20 protein-coding genes are annotated in these 17,164 nt (G+C 67.8%); 11 read left to right on the top strand and 9 right to left on the bottom strand.

Going from position 1 to position 17,164, the window contains the following annotated elements:
- Positions 1-37 precede the first annotated feature (37 nt).
- From NYP18_RS12345 to NYP18_RS12335, 3 genes are all read right to left on the bottom strand, one after another.
- Positions 38-2,452, bottom strand: a complete 2,415-nt coding sequence (locus tag NYP18_RS12345; RefSeq protein WP_259428504.1) for an FtsX-like permease family protein — start codon at positions 2,450-2,452, stop codon at positions 38-40.
- 17 nt (positions 2,453-2,469) lie between these two features.
- Positions 2,470-3,117 (bottom strand): ABC transporter ATP-binding protein, encoded by a 648-nt coding sequence (locus NYP18_RS12340; RefSeq protein ID WP_259428503.1) that lies wholly within the window; start codon positions 3,115-3,117, stop codon positions 2,470-2,472.
- A 103-nt stretch (positions 3,118-3,220) separates the two neighbouring features.
- Positions 3,221-3,967: a M23 family metallopeptidase gene (locus NYP18_RS12335; protein WP_259428502.1), complete on the bottom strand. Its 747-nt coding sequence runs from the start codon at positions 3,965-3,967 to the stop codon at positions 3,221-3,223.
- Positions 3,968-4,183: 216 nt separating this feature from the next.
- Between NYP18_RS12335 and NYP18_RS12330 the strand changes: the two genes are divergently transcribed.
- From NYP18_RS12330 to NYP18_RS12305, 6 genes are all read left to right on the top strand, one after another.
- Positions 4,184-5,683, top strand: a complete 1,500-nt coding sequence (locus NYP18_RS12330) for a cell division protein PerM (RefSeq protein ID WP_259428501.1) — start codon at positions 4,184-4,186, stop codon at positions 5,681-5,683.
- 52 nt (positions 5,684-5,735) lie between these two features.
- On the top strand, positions 5,736-6,317 hold the full coding sequence (purN, locus tag NYP18_RS12325; protein WP_259428551.1) for a phosphoribosylglycinamide formyltransferase: 582 nt from the start codon (positions 5,736-5,738) through the stop codon (positions 6,315-6,317).
- Positions 6,307-7,875 (top strand): bifunctional phosphoribosylaminoimidazolecarboxamide formyltransferase/IMP cyclohydrolase, encoded by a 1,569-nt coding sequence (gene purH, locus NYP18_RS12320; RefSeq protein WP_259428500.1) that lies wholly within the window; start codon positions 6,307-6,309, stop codon positions 7,873-7,875. The genes purN and purH overlap by 11 nt, the downstream gene beginning before the upstream one ends.
- 164 nt (positions 7,876-8,039) lie before the next feature.
- Positions 8,040-8,597, top strand: a complete 558-nt coding sequence (locus NYP18_RS12315) for a hypothetical protein (RefSeq protein WP_259428499.1) — start codon at positions 8,040-8,042, stop codon at positions 8,595-8,597.
- 167 nt (positions 8,598-8,764) lie between these two features.
- Positions 8,765-9,442, top strand: coding sequence for a serine hydrolase (locus tag NYP18_RS12310; RefSeq protein WP_259428498.1), 678 nt, complete (start codon positions 8,765-8,767; stop codon positions 9,440-9,442).
- Between the two features lie 8 nt (positions 9,443-9,450).
- The gene (locus NYP18_RS12305) at positions 9,451-10,272 is read left to right on the top strand and encodes an HpcH/HpaI aldolase/citrate lyase family protein (RefSeq protein WP_259428497.1); all 822 of its coding nucleotides are present in this window, start codon (positions 9,451-9,453) and stop codon (positions 10,270-10,272) included.
- On the opposite strand, the gene NYP18_RS12300 is transcribed toward NYP18_RS12305, so the two are convergent.
- The 6 genes from NYP18_RS12300 to rpmB all read right to left on the bottom strand — a co-directional run bounded on the left by NYP18_RS12300 (position 10,253) and on the right by rpmB (position 12,879).
- A complete protein-coding gene (locus NYP18_RS12300; RefSeq protein ID WP_259428496.1) occupies positions 10,253-10,921 on the bottom strand; it encodes a TetR/AcrR family transcriptional regulator in 669 nt (222 codons plus the stop codon). The genes NYP18_RS12305 and NYP18_RS12300 overlap by 20 nt on opposite strands.
- Before the next feature lie 49 nt (positions 10,922-10,970).
- Positions 10,971-11,786, bottom strand: a complete 816-nt coding sequence (locus tag NYP18_RS12295; protein ID WP_259428495.1) for a putative nucleotidyltransferase substrate binding domain-containing protein — start codon at positions 11,784-11,786, stop codon at positions 10,971-10,973.
- A 118-nt stretch (positions 11,787-11,904) separates the two neighbouring features.
- On the bottom strand, positions 11,905-12,153 hold the full coding sequence (rpsR, locus tag NYP18_RS12290; protein WP_126121967.1) for a 30S ribosomal protein S18: 249 nt from the start codon (positions 12,151-12,153) through the stop codon (positions 11,905-11,907).
- Positions 12,154-12,165: 12 nt separating this feature from the next.
- Positions 12,166-12,471, bottom strand: coding sequence for a 30S ribosomal protein S14 (rpsN, locus tag NYP18_RS12285; RefSeq protein WP_126121966.1), 306 nt, complete (start codon positions 12,469-12,471; stop codon positions 12,166-12,168).
- Positions 12,472-12,474: 3 nt separating this feature from the next.
- On the bottom strand, positions 12,475-12,639 hold the full coding sequence (rpmG, locus tag NYP18_RS12280) for a 50S ribosomal protein L33 (RefSeq protein ID WP_123048541.1): 165 nt from the start codon (positions 12,637-12,639) through the stop codon (positions 12,475-12,477).
- A gap of 3 nt (positions 12,640-12,642) precedes the next feature.
- On the bottom strand, positions 12,643-12,879 hold the full coding sequence (rpmB, locus tag NYP18_RS12275) for a 50S ribosomal protein L28 (protein WP_040085299.1): 237 nt from the start codon (positions 12,877-12,879) through the stop codon (positions 12,643-12,645).
- 341 nt (positions 12,880-13,220) lie between these two features.
- Between rpmB and NYP18_RS12270 the strand changes: the two genes are divergently transcribed.
- The 5 genes from NYP18_RS12270 to NYP18_RS12250 all read left to right on the top strand — a co-directional run bounded on the left by NYP18_RS12270 (position 13,221) and on the right by NYP18_RS12250 (position 17,159).
- The gene (locus NYP18_RS12270) at positions 13,221-13,487 is read left to right on the top strand and encodes a type B 50S ribosomal protein L31 (protein WP_126121965.1); all 267 of its coding nucleotides are present in this window, start codon (positions 13,221-13,223) and stop codon (positions 13,485-13,487) included.
- Between the two features lie 15 nt (positions 13,488-13,502).
- Entirely contained in the window at positions 13,503-13,676 is a 174-nt protein-coding gene (rpmF, locus tag NYP18_RS12265) for a 50S ribosomal protein L32 (RefSeq protein WP_126121964.1), read from the top strand.
- A 104-nt stretch (positions 13,677-13,780) separates the two neighbouring features.
- On the top strand, positions 13,781-14,476 hold the full coding sequence (locus tag NYP18_RS12260) for a response regulator transcription factor (RefSeq protein ID WP_259428494.1): 696 nt from the start codon (positions 13,781-13,783) through the stop codon (positions 14,474-14,476).
- Entirely contained in the window at positions 14,476-15,918 is a 1,443-nt protein-coding gene (locus tag NYP18_RS12255) for a HAMP domain-containing sensor histidine kinase (protein ID WP_259428493.1), read from the top strand. The genes NYP18_RS12260 and NYP18_RS12255 overlap by 1 nt, the downstream gene beginning before the upstream one ends.
- Before the next feature lie 83 nt (positions 15,919-16,001).
- Positions 16,002-17,159 (top strand): S1C family serine protease, encoded by a 1,158-nt coding sequence (locus NYP18_RS12250; protein ID WP_259428492.1) that lies wholly within the window; start codon positions 16,002-16,004, stop codon positions 17,157-17,159.
- Positions 17,160-17,164: the final 5 nt, after the last annotated feature.

The following is a 17,164-nucleotide window of genomic DNA, read 5'->3' as shown; positions in this document are numbered from 1 at the left end:
ACAGGCATGTTACATATGGTGGGGAAGTGTCGGAATGTTACTTCTGGGGGAGGTGGTTCGGGGGTGGCGGAAAGGCGGAGAACCAGCCGATCGCGGCCACCACGGCCGGGGCGAGAACTAGCAGTGCCGGCACCAGCCACCAGTCGACGCCGACGTAGGTCAGCGTCTGCCGGGAGATGAGCAGCGCCCCGAGGTGCCCCACCAGCAGACCCGGTGCCGCGCCCGACAGGGTGAGTAGAGCTCCGGACCAGGCGGCGACGGCCCGGGCGGTACGGGGTGGCACCCCGATCACCTCCAGCACCATGTTGTGTCGGCGACCCTGCCGCACTGACAGCAGCAGGACCACCCCGACGAGGAGGACCACCGCGCCGGTGAGCAGCAGTTTCGGTGTGATGCTCTGCCGGTGCGCAACCCCCGGTACGCGGATGCCCGGGTCGATCTCCGCCAGCTCCGCCTGCATGGCAGGAGTGACCGCCTGCCCGGCGGTGAGGAGCACACCGAGAAAGTCCTCCGCCACCCGGAACTGGGCGAAGGCCTCCGCGGTGGGCAACCAGTCCGACACCCCTTCCGGCAGGATCGGGCTCAGGGGCAGGACGGCGGCCTCACCAACCGGTTCATCGGCGTAGTTGTGCAGCCGGAAGGTTGCCTCTTCCTGGCCGATGTAGGTGGGGACGAGCATGGCGGGCCCGAGGGGGAGGGGATCCCGGGTGACCAGGGCGCCGATGAGCCCCGGCGACGCGATGACCACACTGGCGTCGAACAGGGCCGCCGGGCCAGGCACCCAGAAAGACATGTCCGGCCGGTCGCGGGTCGGCGGCTCGGCCACGAGGAAGGTGTGTGTCGGGCTCAACCAGTCGGCCCCCAGGCCGTGGACGTCTGTGCGGCTGACCGGACCGACCACCTCCGTGACCGCCGTGACCACCTCCGCCAGCCGCGGGGAGTCCTGCACGGCGATGACCCCCGGACGGTAGGTTGCCTGCTCCCAGACCGCCGCCCGGGTGTCGTAGGCCTGCGACTGCACCATCATGGTGGTCGCCAGCGTGACCAGCGCGGTCACTGCCGCCACCGTGGAGGCGGAGCGGGCGGGCTGCTGGACCAGGTCCCGCGCCGCCAGACGGGCGGACAGGGGACGGCGGACCAGCCGGCCGACCAGCCCCACGATGGCGGGTGCGGACAGGACGATGCCGAGGAAGCCGAGGAGACCACCGATACCGGCAGCGGCCGAGGCCCAGCTGAGGTCCTCGAAATTCGGCAGCGGCGGACTCATGAGGCTGATGGCCAGGATGAGGGCGGAGGCGCCGAGGAGGACCATCCCGCTCCGCATCCACCGGTGGAGATCCCGGGTGCGCGCCGGGGTGCTGACTATGGTTGCCCGGGCAGCCCGGCGCGCTGCGGGCAGCGCCGCACCGGCGGCCACGGCGACGGCGAAGAGCCACAGGGCGGGAAGCCATGCCGACCACAGCACGACGGGCCAGTCCGGGTAGTGCCGCGGCCACCAGAGCAGCGCCCAGAGGCCCCCGGCCAGCATGCCGGCGGTGGCGCCCACCAGTCCGGCCAGGAGGCCCTGGAGGAGCCCCAGCCGCAGGAGCCGGCGAGGGCTGGCGCCCTGTGCTGCCAGAAGCGCGAAGGCGCGGGACTGCCGGCCCAGCGTGATCGTGAACACCGGAGAGAGGATGAGCGCTGCCAGCAGCGTGATGGTGAGGGCGAGCACCAGCATCAGCAGCGCCCACACGAGGAAGAAGGGTTCGTGGATCATTCCCATGGGGTGCGGTGCGAAGCCCGGTTGGACGGGCGGGGGATCACCGGCGATCTCCTCGGCCTGGACGACGAAACCTACCTGATTGAGTCGGGCGACGTCATCCCAGGTCACCACCCCCGGGAGGTGCCACAGCGCCCAGGTGTTGCCCGGGAGGCGGAATTCCGCCGGGTCGGTCACCGTGGGGTGGGAGATCAATGACTCGATACCGGGGGTGTCCCCGGCGATCCGGAGTCCGAGGGTGCGCCCGTCGACGGTGAGCAGGACCGTGTCACCGACCGAGAGACCCAGCTGCTCCCGTTGGAAGGTGACCAGGCGGATCATCCCTGACGGGGGTGCGTGCTCCACGGCGGGGTCCACCTGGGTCAGGGAAGTGGGGGACGTCGCGGTGGGGGAGTTGAGCTCGGCGGGCCCACTGATCACCAGCCGTGCGGAGGTCTCACCCCGCAGGGCCTCAGTGAGCAGGGTCTGCTGGGGGAGATCCGCGGACTCGCCGGCGCATTCGTGGATGTGACCGTCAGGGGACTGCTGGCACTGCCCGCCGATGTAACGGGCGGTGGTGGGGGCGAAGGCGAGGGCATGGGCCGTGGAGCGGGAGGCCTCCTGGATGAGCACGGAGCTGAGGAATGCCACCGGTGCCGCGATGAGCAGGACCGCGACGAGCGCGTGCCAGGGGTGGCGGAGGGCGATGCGCATCGACGCCCCCGTCACTTTCACGTCAGTCTTCCGTCGCGCAGACTGACCGTGCGGTCCGCCCAGTCGGCCACGCGTGGTTCGTGGGTGACCAGCAGGCCGGAACCGCCGGTGTCGATGAGCCTGCGCAGGACGCCGAGCACCTGCGCGCCGGCCGTCGTGTCGAGGGCTCCGGTGGGTTCGTCCGCCAGCACCAGGGTGCGGGGGCCGATCAGTGCGCGGGCCAGTGCGGCGCGCTGGGCCTCTGCCTCGGAGACCGCTTCCGGGAGGAGGTCGCCCTTCCCCTCCAGTCCGACGGCGGCCAGCGCCTCCCCGATGCCGGCGACGGGTGCGTTATCCAGCTCCAGCGGCAGGGCGATGTTCTCTGCGAGGGTCAGTCGGGGGAGGAGGTTGTCCCGCTGGAGGACCAGGCCGATCCGCCGGCGGCGCACCTCCGCGGCCTGGGTACGGGTGAGCCGGGAGACATCGATGCCGTCGACGAGCACGGTCCCGGCGGTGACCGGCAGGAGGAGACCGGCCACGTGGATGAGGGTGGACTTGCCTGAACCGGAGGGGCCGGTGACGGCGACCAGCTCCCCGGGGTTGACGGTGAGGGAGACATCAGTCAGCACCCGGCAGGACACGTTCTGCAGCGCGAGGGCCGCAGATGGGGGAGTGCTGACGCTCATGAGCAGGAGATTACCCCTGGGCAACGGCCTCCCAGAAGGGGCCGGGCATAACAAAAGGACCCGACCTTGAGGGTCGGGTCCTGAACTGAAGGATAAGGTGTGGCTACTGGATGGTGATGCCGCGCTCGGCGAACCACGGGACCGGGTCCACGGCGCCGTTGCCGTTGGGGTGGATCTCGAAGTGGAGGTGGGAACCGGTGGAGAAACCACGGTTGCCCATACCGGCGATGTTCTGGCCAGCGGTGACGCGGTCACCGACGGACACGGCGAGGGTCTCCATGTGACCGTAGACGGAGACGGCGCCGTCGTCATGCTGGACGCGGATCCACTGGCCGTAGCCGGAGGCCGGGCCGGAGTCGATGACGGTGCCGTCCATGACTGCGAGGATCGGGGTGCCGACGACGTTGGCGATGTCGATGCCGGCGTGGAGGGTGCCCCAGCGCGGGCCGAAGCCGGAGGTGAACACACCCTCGGCCGGCTTGGCTACGGAAGGCGCGCGGAGGGCCTGGTCGATCTCGGTACGGATGGTGTTGTGCTCGACAGCCTTGGTCAGCTGGTCTGCCAGGTTGGCGACGGGCTTGTACTCGGCGATCGCGAGGATCTGCGGGGCGGCCTCGGAGGAGGCGGCGAACTCGGCGGCATTCGCTGCGAGCTCGATCTCCGGGGTGGCTGCGGTGGCGGACTGCTCCGGGTTCTGTGCCTGGATCTGGGCGGCTGCTGCGCCACCGATACCTGCCGTAGAAACCGCGCCGGTTGCGACGGCGACGAGGGCGATGCGACCCTTGGTCGTCTGCGAGGAGGTGATCTTGCGGTGCCTGCCTCCGGTCGACCGCTGAGTCGTCATTCGCATGAAGCCTTCTTCCGTTCGTTTCCACAGCCGTAGGGTTACGGGATTGTGACCGCTTTGTTATCTACGCTCGGTAACAATAGCGTCTCAATTCCGGTGTGGCAACCGAGGAAGGAAAATCTCACTAGATCGCGGTTGACTCAGAGGATGTTACATACCTGTGTCCCACGGCCCTGTTGCAGGGGTAACGGAAGGTGACCGTGGCAGAGTGTGGGGGTGATGAGCAAGAAGACCAGCCCCCAGTCCAGGCCCGGTCGGCGCCCACGCAGGATGCGCGCCGGCGGCACCACCGCAGGCCGCGCGGCAACCCCCCGGCCGGCACCGGAACAACAGGCACCCACCGGCCTCCGCGGTCGGTTGCGCCGCTACCTCCCCGTGGTCCTCGTACCCAACGGGGTCGTGGTGCTCGTCCTCATCGTGTTCGCCCTCGCCGGCCTCCTGTTCACCGGAACCTCCCTGGCCGCACTGCCCGCGACGATTGCGCAGCTGTGGCTGATCCTCAACCTTGTCCCGGTTTCCGCTGGCGGCATCGTCCTCGGCGTGCTGCCGCTGCTGCCCGCGATGGGGCTGGCCGCCCTCATCGCCCGGCGGGTGCACGTGGCGGTCCGTGACCGTGTGAGTATGGCGGACCTCCTGGTGCTGGCGCTCAGTGCCGTGGTGGTCCCCCTGGTGCTCACGTTCATCGCCACCGGGATGATGTGGGACGCCGGCCGGGTCTTCGACGTGGGCCCGCCGCCGGTGGGGCAGGCAGTTGCCCGGACCCTGCTGGTCCACCTTCTGGCTCTGGCGACCGGCATGGGCGGGCGGCTGTGGCGTGCCCTGTTGCGCCGCTACAACGCTCCCGAGTGGCTTGTCGACGCCACCGCCACCGCCGTCCGCATCCTTCTTCTGCTCTCCGCGGCCGCACTGGTGGTCATGCTGGTCCTCCTCTTCACCGGCTGGTCCAGGCAGACCGAACTGGCGGCCATCTACGCGGGTGGGCCCGGCATGGTCGGTTCCTCTCTGATCAGCCTGCTCTACCTGCCCAACGCGGTCATCGCCGTGATCACGGTACTGCTGGGCTCGGAATTCCACCTGGGGGCGGCCTCCATCTCCCTCTACGCCATCGACCTGACCGCCCTGCCGCCGCTGCCCCTGCTGGCACTCATCCCCGCCTGGGCGCATCCCTGGTCGATCACCCTGCTGCTGGTCACCTCGATCGCCGTTGCCTACGTCCTGAGCAATGTCCGTTTCAACATCCGGCAGACCCTGGCGACGAGCGCAGTCACGGCTGTCCTGGTGCTCATCTTCAGCTACCTCACGTGGGGGGAGATCGGCCATCTGGGCACCGGCGGACCCATGATCTGGCTGACCGCCGGACTGGCCTTGGCCTGGACTGCCGGTATCGGCGTGGCAGCGGCACTTCTCGGTCGCCTGGCTGACCGTCGCGCCGCGAAGCCCGCCAAACCGGCAGCGGCGCCCGAGACCGAACCCGACCCCGAACCCGAACCCGAGGAGACCATTGAGGAGGTCATCGACAGCGAAATCGTCGAGGACGAAGAGGTGGAAGCCGAGGAAGAGCCCACTGAGGAGGAAGTCGCCGAGGGGGAGGCCACTGAGGGGGAGGCCGCTGAGGAGCTGATGCAAGAACCCGAGGAGGAGACTGCGGGCGAATCGGAGGAGACTGCCGAATCCCAGGAAGACAACGGTAAAGCCGAAGATCCGGAACGTAGGGACTAGGCTGACAGGAGTGACTTCCACCCTCGATCAGAACATCCCGAACGACGGCCCGATGGGGGTCGTCGTACTCGTTTCCGGCAGCGGTACGCTGCTGCAGGCCATCCTGGACAACCAGGGCGACCGCTATCGGGTCTCCCTCGTTATCGCGGACGTGCCCTGCACGGCGCTGGAGCGTGCGGAAAAGGCGGGCGTCGATACGCGGGTAGTGGAGCTCGGTGATGACCGCGCTGCCTGGAACGTCACGCTGGCCGACACCATCGCGGAGATCAACCCGGACATCATTGTCTCGGCCGGGTTCATGAAGATCCTCGGCGCAGGAGTCCTCGCCCGCTTCGACGGACGCATCATCAACACCCACCCGGCGCTGCTGCCGTCGTTCCCGGGCGCACATGCCGTCCGTGACGCGCTCGCCCACGGGGTCAAGGTCACCGGCTCCACCGTCCATTTCATCGACGCGGGCGTGGACACGGGCCCCATCATCGCCCAGGCGGCGGTCGAGGTGGAGACCGATGACACAGAAGATTCCCTCCACGAGCGGATCAAGAAGATCGAACGGCAGCTCATTGTGTCCGTGCTGCGGTCGGCAACCATCGACGAGACCACCAGGAAGGTTGAGTTCATCCATGAGCGATGATCGCAAGGTAATCAAGCGCGCACTGATCAGCGTTTACGACAAGACGGGAATTGAGGAGCTGGCCAAGGCTCTGCACGAGGCGGGCGTGGAGATCGTCTCCACCGGTTCCACCGCCTCCCGCATCGCGGACCAGGGTGTCCCGGTCACCCCCGTCGAGGCTCTCACCGGTTTCCCCGAGTGTCTCGAGGGCCGCGTGAAGACCCTCCACCCGAAGGTCCATGCCGGCATCCTCGCCGACACCCGCAAGGACGATCACCTGGCCCAGCTCGGTGAGCTCGGCGTCGAGCCCTTCCAGCTCGTCGTGGTCAACCTGTACCCCTTCACCGAGACCGTCGCCTCCGGCGCCGGCTTCGATGACTGCGTCGAGCAGATCGACATCGGTGGCCCCTCCATGGTCCGTGCGGCCGCGAAGAACCACCCGTCGGTGGCCGTGGTCGTCGACCCGGCCCGTTACGGGGATGTCGCCGCTGCACTCGCGGACGGCGGTTTCACCCGCACGCAGCGCACCGCGCTCGCCCTCGACGCCTTCCGCCACACCGCCGCCTACGACGTCGCCGTGGCCACCTGGCTGGGCGGGCAGGCCGACGCCGAGGGCTTCCCGGCCTGGATCGGCTCCTCCCACGAGCTGAGCAACACCCTGCGCTACGGCGAGAACCCGCACCAGGCAGGCGCCCTCTACGCGGACGCCGGTGCCGGCGGACTGGCCAACGCCGAGCAGCTGCACGGCAAGGAGATGAGCTACAACAACTACCAGGACGCTGACGCGGCCTGGCGGGCCGCCTGGGACCACGAGCGTCCCTGCGTGGCCATCATCAAGCACGCCAACCCCTGCGGCATCGCGGTCTCCGACACCTCCATCGCCAAGGCCCACCGCAAGGCCCACGCCTGCGACCCGATGTCCGCTTTCGGCGGCGTCATCGCCTCCAACCGTGAGGTCACCGTCGCCATGGCCGAGCAGGTCGCCGAGATCTTCACCGAGGTCATCATCGCACCGTCCTACGCGGACGGCGCCGTGGAGGTCCTCGCCCGGAAGAAGAACATCCGCGTCCTCCAGGCTGAGCCGCTGACCCGTACCGGGCATGAGACGAAGGAGATCTCCGGTGGTCTCCTCGTGCAGGAGCGCGACACCCTCCAGGCCGAGGGTGACCGTGCCGAGAACTGGACGCTGGCCGCCGGTGCGGCCGGCGACGAGCAGATCCTCGCGGACCTCCAGTTCGCCTGGTCCGCCGTGCGTTCCGTCAAGTCCAACGCCATCCTGATCGCCACCCGCGGTGCCACCGTGGGCGTGGGCATGGGGCAGGTCAACCGTGTCGACTCCGCCAAGCTGGCCGTCGAACGCGCGAACACCCTCGCCGGTGACGCCAACCGCACCACCGGTGCCGTCGCCGCCTCCGACGCCTTCTTCCCCTTCGCCGACGGCTTCGAGGTCCTCGCCGAGGCCGGCGTGAAGGCAGTCGTCCAGCCGGGTGGCTCCATCCGCGACGAAGAGGTCATCGCCGCTGCCGAGAAGGCCGGCGTGACCATGTACTTCACCGGGGCGCGCCACTTCGCCCACTAGCGCCTGCGCCGTTCTCCCACCTCGCCCCGCGATCCCCTGTGGACCGCGGGGCGAGGTGTCTTCAGTGGCTGGATAACCACACGGTATAGAAAACATCGCATCCCGGATTCCACCTGATCTGCGGGTTAGACTCAGGACAGTGGTTATAACCAGAGGAGGTCCGGATGGACACAGACATGTACCGGAGTGGTTGGCAGCCGGAACCGCCCCCACGTTCCTCCTCGAACGCCGTGCTCTGGGTGCTCATCGGACTCCTGGCTGTCTTCCTCGCAGCGGGCCTGATCGGGGGAATCTGGTGGTTCACCTCCTCCCGCCCACCGGTGCAGGGGCAGGGGGCGGCCGGCACGGTCACCGCCACAGCAGAACCCCCTGCACCCCCTCCCTCCCCGGTGACGGTCACTGTTGAGGCACCCGCCCCGACTCCGGCACCGGCACCGGCCCCAGCTCCGGCACCCGTACCCTCATCCGGTGTGCCCGGCACGCTGATCAGTGCAGGCGGTTACCTGGAGAACGTCTGGGTCGGTTCCTCCAACACCTCGGAGGCCTTCGCGATGAACGTGTCGAACGCCTACCTGGAGAACCGGGCGATCACCGGCCTGCATAACGCCACGGTCTACGCCTGGAGCCCGGTGACCGGGCAGAGCTACGCCATGAACTGCCGGGAGACCAGTTGGTATGTGACCTGCACCGGCGGCAACAACGCCGTGGTCTACATCTCGTGAGAAAACGGCTGGTTACGGGGCTGCTGACCGCTGCCCTCCTCGGCGGTTGCAGTCCGTCACCGCCGCAGACACCCCCGCCGACCGTGACGGTGTGGGTGACCCCCACCTCCACTCCTGACCCCCTGTCACCGGAACCCCGTGCAGCGCCGGATGTGGTTCAGGAGGCGGTGGACCGGGTCATCGCCCGGTACGGCGGGGAAGCGGAGGTGGCCTTCCTCGACGGTGAGCAGGCCCGGACATCGGGGCTGGTCCAGGATGCCCCGGCCTGGTCGACGGTGAAGGTCCCCATCGCGGTGGCAGCCCTGCGCCGGGACCCTGCCCTGATCAGCACCGTCCAGGCGGCGATCACGGTTTCGGACAACCAGGCCGCGCAACAACTCTGGCTTTCCCTGGGCACCCCGGAGGAGGCGGGACAGGCCACGGAGGCGGTGCTCGCGGAGGCCGGGGTACACACGGCCGTGCAGACGGCTGTCACCCGCCCGGAGTTCAGCAGCTTCGGGCAGACCCGCTGGACATCCCAGGATCAGGTGGCCTTCGCTGCACACCTGCCCTGTCTGGTCGGCGCGGAACCTGTGCTGGCTGCGATGGGGCAGATAACCCCCGGGCAGGACTACGGTCTCGGCACCATCCCCGGGGCCCGCTACAAGGGCGGCTGGGGGCCGGATCCGGACGGGCGGTACGTGGTCCGGCAGTTCGGTCTGCTGCCCACAGATGGGGGACAGGGGATGGGTGCGGTGGCGCTTGTCGCCCGCCCCGCCTCCGGGCAGTATGCGGACGGTCAGGCCATGCTCACCGAACTGGCGCAACAACTCCCGGCGCTTCCCGCCGTGAACTGCCGGGCATAATATCGGACATGACATCGCATCCTGTTGGCCCCGCCCTCCTCTTCGCCCCCGCCCACCGACCAGAGTTGCTGGCCAAGGCCTTCGACCGGGCGGATACCGTCATCGTTGATCTGGAGGACGGTGCCGGCACCGGCGACCGGGACACCATGCACGACAACATCCGCGGTGCCGAGCTGGACCTGGCCCGCACCATCCTGCGCACCACCGGACCCGACGCGGAGGGTTTCGCCGCTGATGTGGCGCTGGCCCGGGAGCTGGGCATCGGCACGGTGATGGTGCCCAAGGTCGGGGAACAGGTTCCGGCCGGTCTGGCGGGGCTGGGCGTCATCGCGATGATCGAGACTCCCCAGGCGCTGGTGAACATCCGGGAGATCGTCAACCATGAGGTAGTGACCGGGCTGTTCTGGGGTGCGGAGGATCTGATCACCCTGCTCGGCGGCACCCACTCCCGGCGGCAGGCGGATGAATCCGGGGCGGGCACCTACCGGGAGGTGATCCGTCACGCGCGGGCACAGGTGCTCATCCATGCGGCGGCCGCCGGGAAATTCGCCGTTGACGCGATCCACGCCGATTTCCGCGACACCGACGGGCAGCTCGCAGAGGCACTCGATGCGGCCCGCTCCGGCTTCCTCGGCACCGCCTGCATCCACCCGGCCCAGGTGGCGGCGGTACGGGAGGCCTTCCGGCCGGAGGCGGAGCAGATCGAATGGGCGCAGAAGGTCCTGGACGGCGCGCGGGGGAACTCCGGTGCCTTCCAGATCGATGGCGTGATGATCGACGCCCCGCTGGTCAGCCAGGCAGAGCGGATCCTCAGCCGTCAGCGGCGTTGATCAGCGCCAGAGTGTGTTCGACGCGGTCGGCGGGATGTTCAGCGTGGAGGACGTCGAGGGCGGCGTCGGCAAGCATGACGGCGATGGCGGGGAGCTCGGCCTGTGAGAGCGGCGCCGCGGGAGTGCCGTCGTTGCCGCGCATCTCAATGACCGACAGGGCGATGTGGAAGGGCAGATCCGCGCGGGGGTCATCCGCCCCGACGATCGCCTGCGCCAGGCTGCGGAAGAGGTTCCGCAGCTCCGTGCGTTGAGTGTGGTACTCGGCGAATTCCGCGGAGGAGGCCACCGGCAGCTGGTAGAGCCTGCCCACATTCCACCGGGTGGACAGCAGCAGACGCGCCTCGGCGGCGACGAGCGCCCACAGCCGCAGGGCGGGGGAGACCTCCGAGTCATGGAGGGCGGTGGCCAGTTCCGTGGACGGCTCGACGGTGGATTTCAGCAGGGTCAGGAATATCTCGGTCTTTGACGGGAAGTGGTAGTACAGCGAGGCCTGGCGGATGCCGACGGCGTCGGCGATCTGGTGGGTGGAGGTCGAGGCGAAGCCCTGGGTGGTGAAGAGCTCGGCGGAGGCGTCGAGGATCTCCTCCCGGGCCGTGGAGCCACGTCGACGCGGGCTGTGCTTGCGCGGACGTCCGACTGCACCTGCCATCGTGGGCCACTCCTTCCTGGTGGTTTCTGTTCGCCTAAAGATACCAGCGTCAGTCGAGGGGGAGGCCGTGGCGTCCGGCCAGGGCGCGCAGCACACCCGCGACCTGACGGGCCGCGGCGCCATAGGCGCTGCGGTGCAGGGCAGGCAGATCACCCAGGGTCGCGGGGCGGGAGTCCACCCGGTCCGCCCACCGCCCGAACTGCAGCGCCAGCCCCGTCTCCCAGGCCTGGGAGAGGGCCTCGACCTCCTCGCCGGTGAGCAGCTCCCGGTTGTGGCCGGCGGCGAGCCTGTCCAGCGTGGAGCGCTCCGCCGGGGCCGCCCAACGGGCCACGTCGGCGATGGGACGCAGCAGGGCCGCGGTGACATCGACCATGACGTCCGGGTCCGGCAGACCCGCCAGGGCGCGCAGGGCCGGTGGGCGGTGGGAGATCGCCAGCTCCAGCAGTTCGCCGGCGACGGTGGCGGGGGTGACCAGCCCGGCGTCGACACGCGCGGCGAGCAGGCCGGCCCCGTCCGTCGGCGGCTCCGCGACGGTGAGTCCCGCGGAGGTGAGCAACCCGACCAGTTCCGAGGTGTCCATCTCCGGTTCCGCGAACCAGACCACCGCTGAGGTGGGCAGGGCGTCACCACGCGCGAAGGCTCCGGTGGGTGTGACGGGGGCGGAGAGCTTCTCGACGACCGCCGGGCACCCCAGCGTGGCCAGCACCAGGTCGGAGAACCACCCGGCAAGGAGGGTCTCCGGGGTCCGGTGCTCCAGGGCGTTGCGCAGCAGCTGCTGCGCCTCAACGAGCACCCCGCGGGCGGTGGCGGTGGTGGGGGAGAGGGGGGCCTGCTCGGCCAGGTCGCGCAGCGAAGGGTGCAGCATGATCTCGAAGATAACAAAACCCGCCCCCTCCGAAATATCGGAAGGGGCGGGTCGGGGGTACTTTTACCGTGTCACACGGCCAGCGGCAAAAGTGCGCTGTTGCGTCCTGTCAACCGGTTTAGCGGCTGGTGAACGGCAGGAGAGCCATTTCGCGTGCGTTCTTCACTGCGGTGGCGACCTGACGCTGCTGCTGCGGGGTCAGGCCGGTCACGCGGCGGGAACGGATCTTGTGGCGGTCGGAGATGAACAGACGAAGGGTCTTGACGTCCTTGTAGTCCACCTTCTCGATGCCCTCAGCCTTGAGGGGGTTCTTCTTCGGGCGGCGGGACTGCTCCATCCGCGCCTTCTTATGGTTGGTGCGCTTCATGTTCGCCACTCCTTACCAGCTGGACTTACGGACGCCCGGCAGCTCACCGCGGTGAGCCATCTCGCGCATACGGACACGGGACAGACCGAACTTGCGGAGGAAACCGCGGGGGCGACCATCGTGTGCGTCGCGGTTACGGACGCGAACCTTGGCGGCGTCGCGCGGCTGACGGTTCAGCTCGAACTGCGCATCCAGACGGTCCTCGTCAGAGGTGTTCGGGTTACGGATGATTGCCTTGAGCTCTGCGCGACGCTCCGCGTAGCGGGCGACGATCTCCTTGCGCTGCTCATTCTTGGCGATCTTAGACTTCTTGGCCATGAATTATCGCTCCTCGCGGAACTCGACGTGCTTGCGGGCAACCGGATCAAACTTCATCAGGGAGATGCGGTCGGGGTTGTTGCGCTTGTTCTTGCGGGTGACATAGGTGTAACCGGTGCCAGCCGTAGACTTCAGCTTGATGATCGGACGGATGTCATTACGTGCCATGACTTAGATCTTCTCCCCACGTGCACGGATCTTGGCCACGACGGACTCGATGCCGTCGCGGTCGATGACCTTGAGGCCCTTGGTGGAAACATTCAGGGTGATGGTCCGGCCCTCAGAGGGCAGGAAGAACCGACGACGCTGCACGTTGGGGTTCCAACGGCGCGAGTGGCGTCGGTGCGAGTGCGAGACGGTCTTGCCGAACTGCGGCTTACGTCCCGTGACCTGGCAAATAGCCGACATGGGTTTTCTTTCTCCTAGCCGCCCACGTCGGAAAAGCTCATATGACCGCGCCGCACCGATTCATTCCTCGTGCCCTCGTGAATGAGCACAGGTCGGGGCGCAGTCTTCAGCCAGCTGACGGGGCGTAGACGTTTACTTCGACAACAGCAAGGGACTACTCTACAAGCCGGTGGGCAGAATTCCTAATCGCATGATATGCAGGGTGATTTCAGGATTCCGGTCCCCCGGGGCTAGGATTGTCCGAGTTGTCAATCTCCAACCCAACTCAGGCACGATCCGGGCCTTTCTGTTCACGCGCCCGGAACCGACCTGATGTTCAATCCTGAGGGAATCGAGACTTAATGAAGAAGGATATCCACCCCGACTACCACCCGGTGGTCTTCCAGGATGCCGGCACCGGCTTCCAGTTCATGACCCGTTCGACCGTCACCAGCGACCGTACCGTCGCCTGGGAGGACGGCAACGAGTACCCGCTGATCGTCGTTGACGTCACCAGCGAGTCCCACCCGTTCTGGACCGGCGCCCAGCGTGTCATGGACACCGCAGGTCGTGTCGAGAAGTTCGAGAAGCGTTTCGGCGGCATGGCCCGCCGCAAGAAGAAGGCCTAAGGAGGGTTATCAACCATGGCAGTTCAGAAGTTCAAGAAGTCCCGCGCGAACACCCGCTCGCGTCGTAGCCAGTGGAAGGCCGACAATGTCGCCCTCCAGGAGGTCAAGGTCGACGGCCAGACCGTCCGCATCCCGCGTCGTCTGGTCAAGGCCGCGCAGCTCGGTCTCGTTGAGGTTGAGCAGTTCTAGTACCTCCCCCGCGGATGTACCTTCACCGGCCGCCCACCACGTTTGTGGTGGGCGGCCGGTGTTTTAGTACCTGTCGGCGTGCATAATCAGGCCATAATGGATATATGAAAATACTCATAGTGGATGACGAGCAGGCGGTCCGCGAATCACTCAGGCGTTCCCTGATCTTCAACGGCTACGACATCGTGCTCGCGGAGGACGGTCTGGAGGCGGTTGAGGCGATCAGCCGCACCAGACCTGACCTCATCATCCTGGACGTGATGATGCCCAAGATGGACGGGCTCGAGGTCTGCCGGACGCTGCGCAGCTCCGGGTATGACCGGCCCATCCTCATGCTGACCGCCCGCGACGGGGTCAGTGACCGGGTGGCCGGTCTCGATGCGGGCGCCGACGACTACCTGCCCAAGCCCTTCGCGCTCGAGGAGCTGCTGGCCCGGGTGCGTTCCCTGCTGCGCCGTGCCGCGGTGGACAACCCGGCCTCGCAGGAGGACATGACGGAGCTGATCTTCGAGGATCTCCGGCTCAACCCGGACACCCGTGACGTGTACCGCGGTGAACGGCCCATCAGTCTGACCCGCACGGAGTTCTCCCTGCTGCAGCTGCTGATGCGCAATCCCCGCCGCGTTCTGTCGCGGGCGACGATCCTGGAGGAGGTCTGGGGTTATGACTTCCCGACCTCCGGCAATGCCCTGGAGGTCTACATCGGCTACCTGCGGCGTAAGACGGAGGCCGATGGTGAGAGCCGTCTGATCCACACCGTCCGCAGCGTCGGTTACGTCCTGCGGGAGACCGCCCCGTGATGCTGCGCCGTCCAGCCACAGGTGGGGACACCTCCTCCCCGTATGTGGCGGTCGGCGCCCACGAATCCTGGTCGGCGCGTACCCCGCTGCCGTGGCTCCTGGCGCTGCTCACCTTCGCCGTGGTCGCCTTCGCCGTTGGCGCGGTCACCTTCCTGGCCTACTGGTCGGTGTCGTTGAGCATCAACGCCCGCGTGGACCGGGAGCTGGACCGTAAGGCCAACGCCGTCCTGGAGAACCTGGTGGATCCCCTCTACCTGATCAATCTCGAGTGGGAGATCCAGCACTTCAAGGAGTACAGTCCCGGGACCCGTCTGGCGGTGTCCCCGCCGGGCTGGAGTTTTGTCCGGGGGGATGCGATCGCCCTGGACGGCACCTTCCGGGAGACCGCGGAGGGGGTGTCCACCGTGGTCCACGCCGTGGGCGGGGAGCGCGTCCTGGTCAAGTCCGACGGTGTCGGCGGGATGGTCATTCTCGCGCAGGACATGAGTGGCGCGCACGAGCAGATCGCATCGCTGGGTGCGGTGCTGCTGGTCATCGCACTCCTGGGGATTCTGCTGGCGGTCGCCTCGGGGCTGGTGGTGGCCACTGCCGGCCTCAAACCGCTGCAGCGGCTGCAACGGGCGGTGGACCATGTCGCCGACACCGATGAGCTGCGCCCCATCGCTGTCTACGGCAATGACACCCTCGCGCAGCTGACCCGTTCCTTCAACGCGATGCTCGCGACCCTGCAGGAGTCCCGCCGCCGGCAGACAGAGCTGGTGGCGGATGCCGGCCACGAGCTCAAGACCCCGCTGACCTCCATGCGCACCAACATTGAGCTGCTCATGATGCTCAACCGTGAGGGTGCCGCCGGGCGGATCACGGAGCAGGACCACCGTGACCTGGAGCGCGACGTGCTTGCCCAGATGACGGAGATGTCCACGCTGATCGGTGATCTGGTGGAGCTGGCGCGGGAGGACACCCCCGATACCGTGCGGGAAACGGTGGAGCTGGGGGAGGTGATCTGTTCTTCCCTGGAGCGGGTGCGCCGACGCCGCTCCGACGTTGATTTCGAGGTCACGCTGCTTCCCTGGGAGCTCAGCGGAGAGCAGTTCGCACTCAACCGGGCGGTGGTCAACCTGCTCGACAATGCCGCCAAGTGGTCCCCACCCGAGGGGGTGGTGCGGGTGGCGATGAGGCAGCTTGCCGACGACCGCGTCGAACTCACCGTCGCTGATTCCGGTCCGGGTATCCGCCCGGAGGACCGGGAGCGCGTATTCGAGCGTTTCTACCGCTCCCCGGAGACCCGTTCCCAACCGGGTTCAGGGCTGGGGCTCGCGATCGTCAAGCAGACCCTGGAACGCCACGGCGGGGCCATCCGCGTGAGTGAATCGGATGACGGAGGCACAAGGATGGTCGTGGAGCTTCCCGGGCGGCGTTCCACCGGGCATCCGGCGGAGTAGCCTGAAATGGAAGGTCATGCCATCCAGGCAACGTACAGAATTGCGTCAGGCACGGTTCAGAGGGGAAGAGCACAATGGGACCAATGAACGACGACACAACTCCGCAGGCCCCGCAGGGCGGTGGTTACCAGCCGGTGACCTCACCTTATGGGGTACAGGAACCGGAACCGGCGCAGGAGAAACGCCGCGTCGGCCTGGGCACCGCCCTGGCGCTCATGCTCATCGGATCGGTGATCTCCGGGTCCATCGTCGGCATGGTGGTCGCCAACACTGCCGGCGGTTCCGGCGAGATCATCAATTCCCTGCAGCAGCCCAGCGCCCCCGCCCCGGATGCCCCCGACAACGGGGTGGAGCAGGTTGCCGCAGCGGTGCTGCCGACGGTCGTGTCGATCCAGGTGGCCAACCGCGCCGGCGCGGGGGAAGGCTCGGGGTCGATCATCTCCTCCGACGGTTATGTGCTCACCAACCACCATGTCGCCGCGGGGGGAGGCAATGCCTTCATGCAGGTCACTCTCAACGACGGCCGCACCCTGCCTGCCGATTACGTGGCCTCCGATGCGGCGACGGACATCGCGGTGGTGAAGATCCGGGACGTCTCCGGTCTGCCCGTCATCAACTTCGGCAACTCCGGCCAGCTGCAGGTGGGTCAGGAGGTCGTGGCCATCGGTTCCCCCCTCGGTCTGAGCTCCACTGTCACCTACGGCATCGTCTCCGCGCTCAACCGCCCGGTGCGGGCCTCCGACGGGGGTGGGGAGTCCTCCCTCATCGACGCCATCCAGACCGACGCGGCCATCAACCCCGGCAACTCGGGCGGTCCGCTGGTGGACATGAACGGCAACCTCGTGGGAATGAACTCCGTCATCGCCTCGATGAGCTCGGGCGGGGAGGCCGGTTCGATCGGCCTGGGCTTCGCCATTCCATCGAACTTCGCCAAGCGCGTTGCCGACCAGCTCATCGCCACCGGTGAGGCCACTCATCCGATGCTGGGCGTCCAGGTCGCCGCCCGCCGTGACGTCGACGGTGCACTCATCGCCTCCGTGGAGCCGGACAGCCCGGCTGCGGAGGCGGGGCTCAACACCGGGGACGTGGTCACGCGTGTCGACGACCGCATCATCGACCACTCCGACGCACTCGTCGCCGCGATCCGCTCCCAGGACTTCGGTCAGACCGTGACGCTGGAGGTCCGGCAGCAGGATACCGGGCAGAGCAGACAGGTAGAGGTTACGCTGACCTCCGAGTAGATTGG

This window comes from Corynebacterium lemuris, from assembly GCF_024919295.1.
GTDB classification, from domain to species: domain Bacteria; phylum Actinomycetota; class Actinomycetes; order Mycobacteriales; family Mycobacteriaceae; genus Corynebacterium; species Corynebacterium lemuris.
Note: the sequence above shows the minus strand (reverse complement) of the source record. Positions and strands in the feature narration are given on the sequence as shown.

Bases quoted from the DNA above. Each gene is read 5' to 3' on its own strand.
- NYP18_RS12345 (WP_259428504.1), bottom strand. From the start codon at position 2,452: ATGCGCATCGCCCTCCGCCACCCCTGGCACGCGCTCGTCGCGGTCCTG.
- NYP18_RS12340 (WP_259428503.1), bottom strand. From the start codon at position 3,117: ATGAGCGTCAGCACTCCCCCATCTGCGGCCCTCGCGCTGCAGAACGTG.
- NYP18_RS12335 (WP_259428502.1), bottom strand. From the start codon at position 3,967: ATGCGAATGACGACTCAGCGGTCGACCGGAGGCAGGCACCGCAAGATC.
- NYP18_RS12330 (WP_259428501.1), top strand. From the start codon at position 4,184: ATGAGCAAGAAGACCAGCCCCCAGTCCAGGCCCGGTCGGCGCCCACGC.
- purN (WP_259428551.1), top strand. From the start codon at position 5,736: ATGGGGGTCGTCGTACTCGTTTCCGGCAGCGGTACGCTGCTGCAGGCC.
- purH (WP_259428500.1), top strand. From the start codon at position 6,307: ATGAGCGATGATCGCAAGGTAATCAAGCGCGCACTGATCAGCGTTTAC.
- NYP18_RS12315 (WP_259428499.1), top strand. From the start codon at position 8,040: ATGGACACAGACATGTACCGGAGTGGTTGGCAGCCGGAACCGCCCCCA.
- NYP18_RS12305 (WP_259428497.1), top strand. From the start codon at position 9,451: ATGACATCGCATCCTGTTGGCCCCGCCCTCCTCTTCGCCCCCGCCCAC.
- NYP18_RS12300 (WP_259428496.1), bottom strand. From the start codon at position 10,921: ATGGCAGGTGCAGTCGGACGTCCGCGCAAGCACAGCCCGCGTCGACGT.
- NYP18_RS12295 (WP_259428495.1), bottom strand. From the start codon at position 11,786: ATGCTGCACCCTTCGCTGCGCGACCTGGCCGAGCAGGCCCCCCTCTCC.
- rpsR (WP_126121967.1), bottom strand. From the start codon at position 12,153: ATGAAGCGCACCAACCATAAGAAGGCGCGGATGGAGCAGTCCCGCCGC.
- rpsN (WP_126121966.1), bottom strand. From the start codon at position 12,471: ATGGCCAAGAAGTCTAAGATCGCCAAGAATGAGCAGCGCAAGGAGATC.
- rpmG (WP_123048541.1), bottom strand. From the start codon at position 12,639: ATGGCACGTAATGACATCCGTCCGATCATCAAGCTGAAGTCTACGGCT.
- rpmB (WP_040085299.1), bottom strand. From the start codon at position 12,879: ATGTCGGCTATTTGCCAGGTCACGGGACGTAAGCCGCAGTTCGGCAAG.
- NYP18_RS12270 (WP_126121965.1), top strand. From the start codon at position 13,221: ATGAAGAAGGATATCCACCCCGACTACCACCCGGTGGTCTTCCAGGAT.
- rpmF (WP_126121964.1), top strand. From the start codon at position 13,503: ATGGCAGTTCAGAAGTTCAAGAAGTCCCGCGCGAACACCCGCTCGCGT.
- NYP18_RS12260 (WP_259428494.1), top strand. From the start codon at position 13,781: ATGAAAATACTCATAGTGGATGACGAGCAGGCGGTCCGCGAATCACTC.
- NYP18_RS12255 (WP_259428493.1), top strand. From the start codon at position 14,476: ATGCTGCGCCGTCCAGCCACAGGTGGGGACACCTCCTCCCCGTATGTG.
- NYP18_RS12250 (WP_259428492.1), top strand. From the start codon at position 16,002: ATGAACGACGACACAACTCCGCAGGCCCCGCAGGGCGGTGGTTACCAG.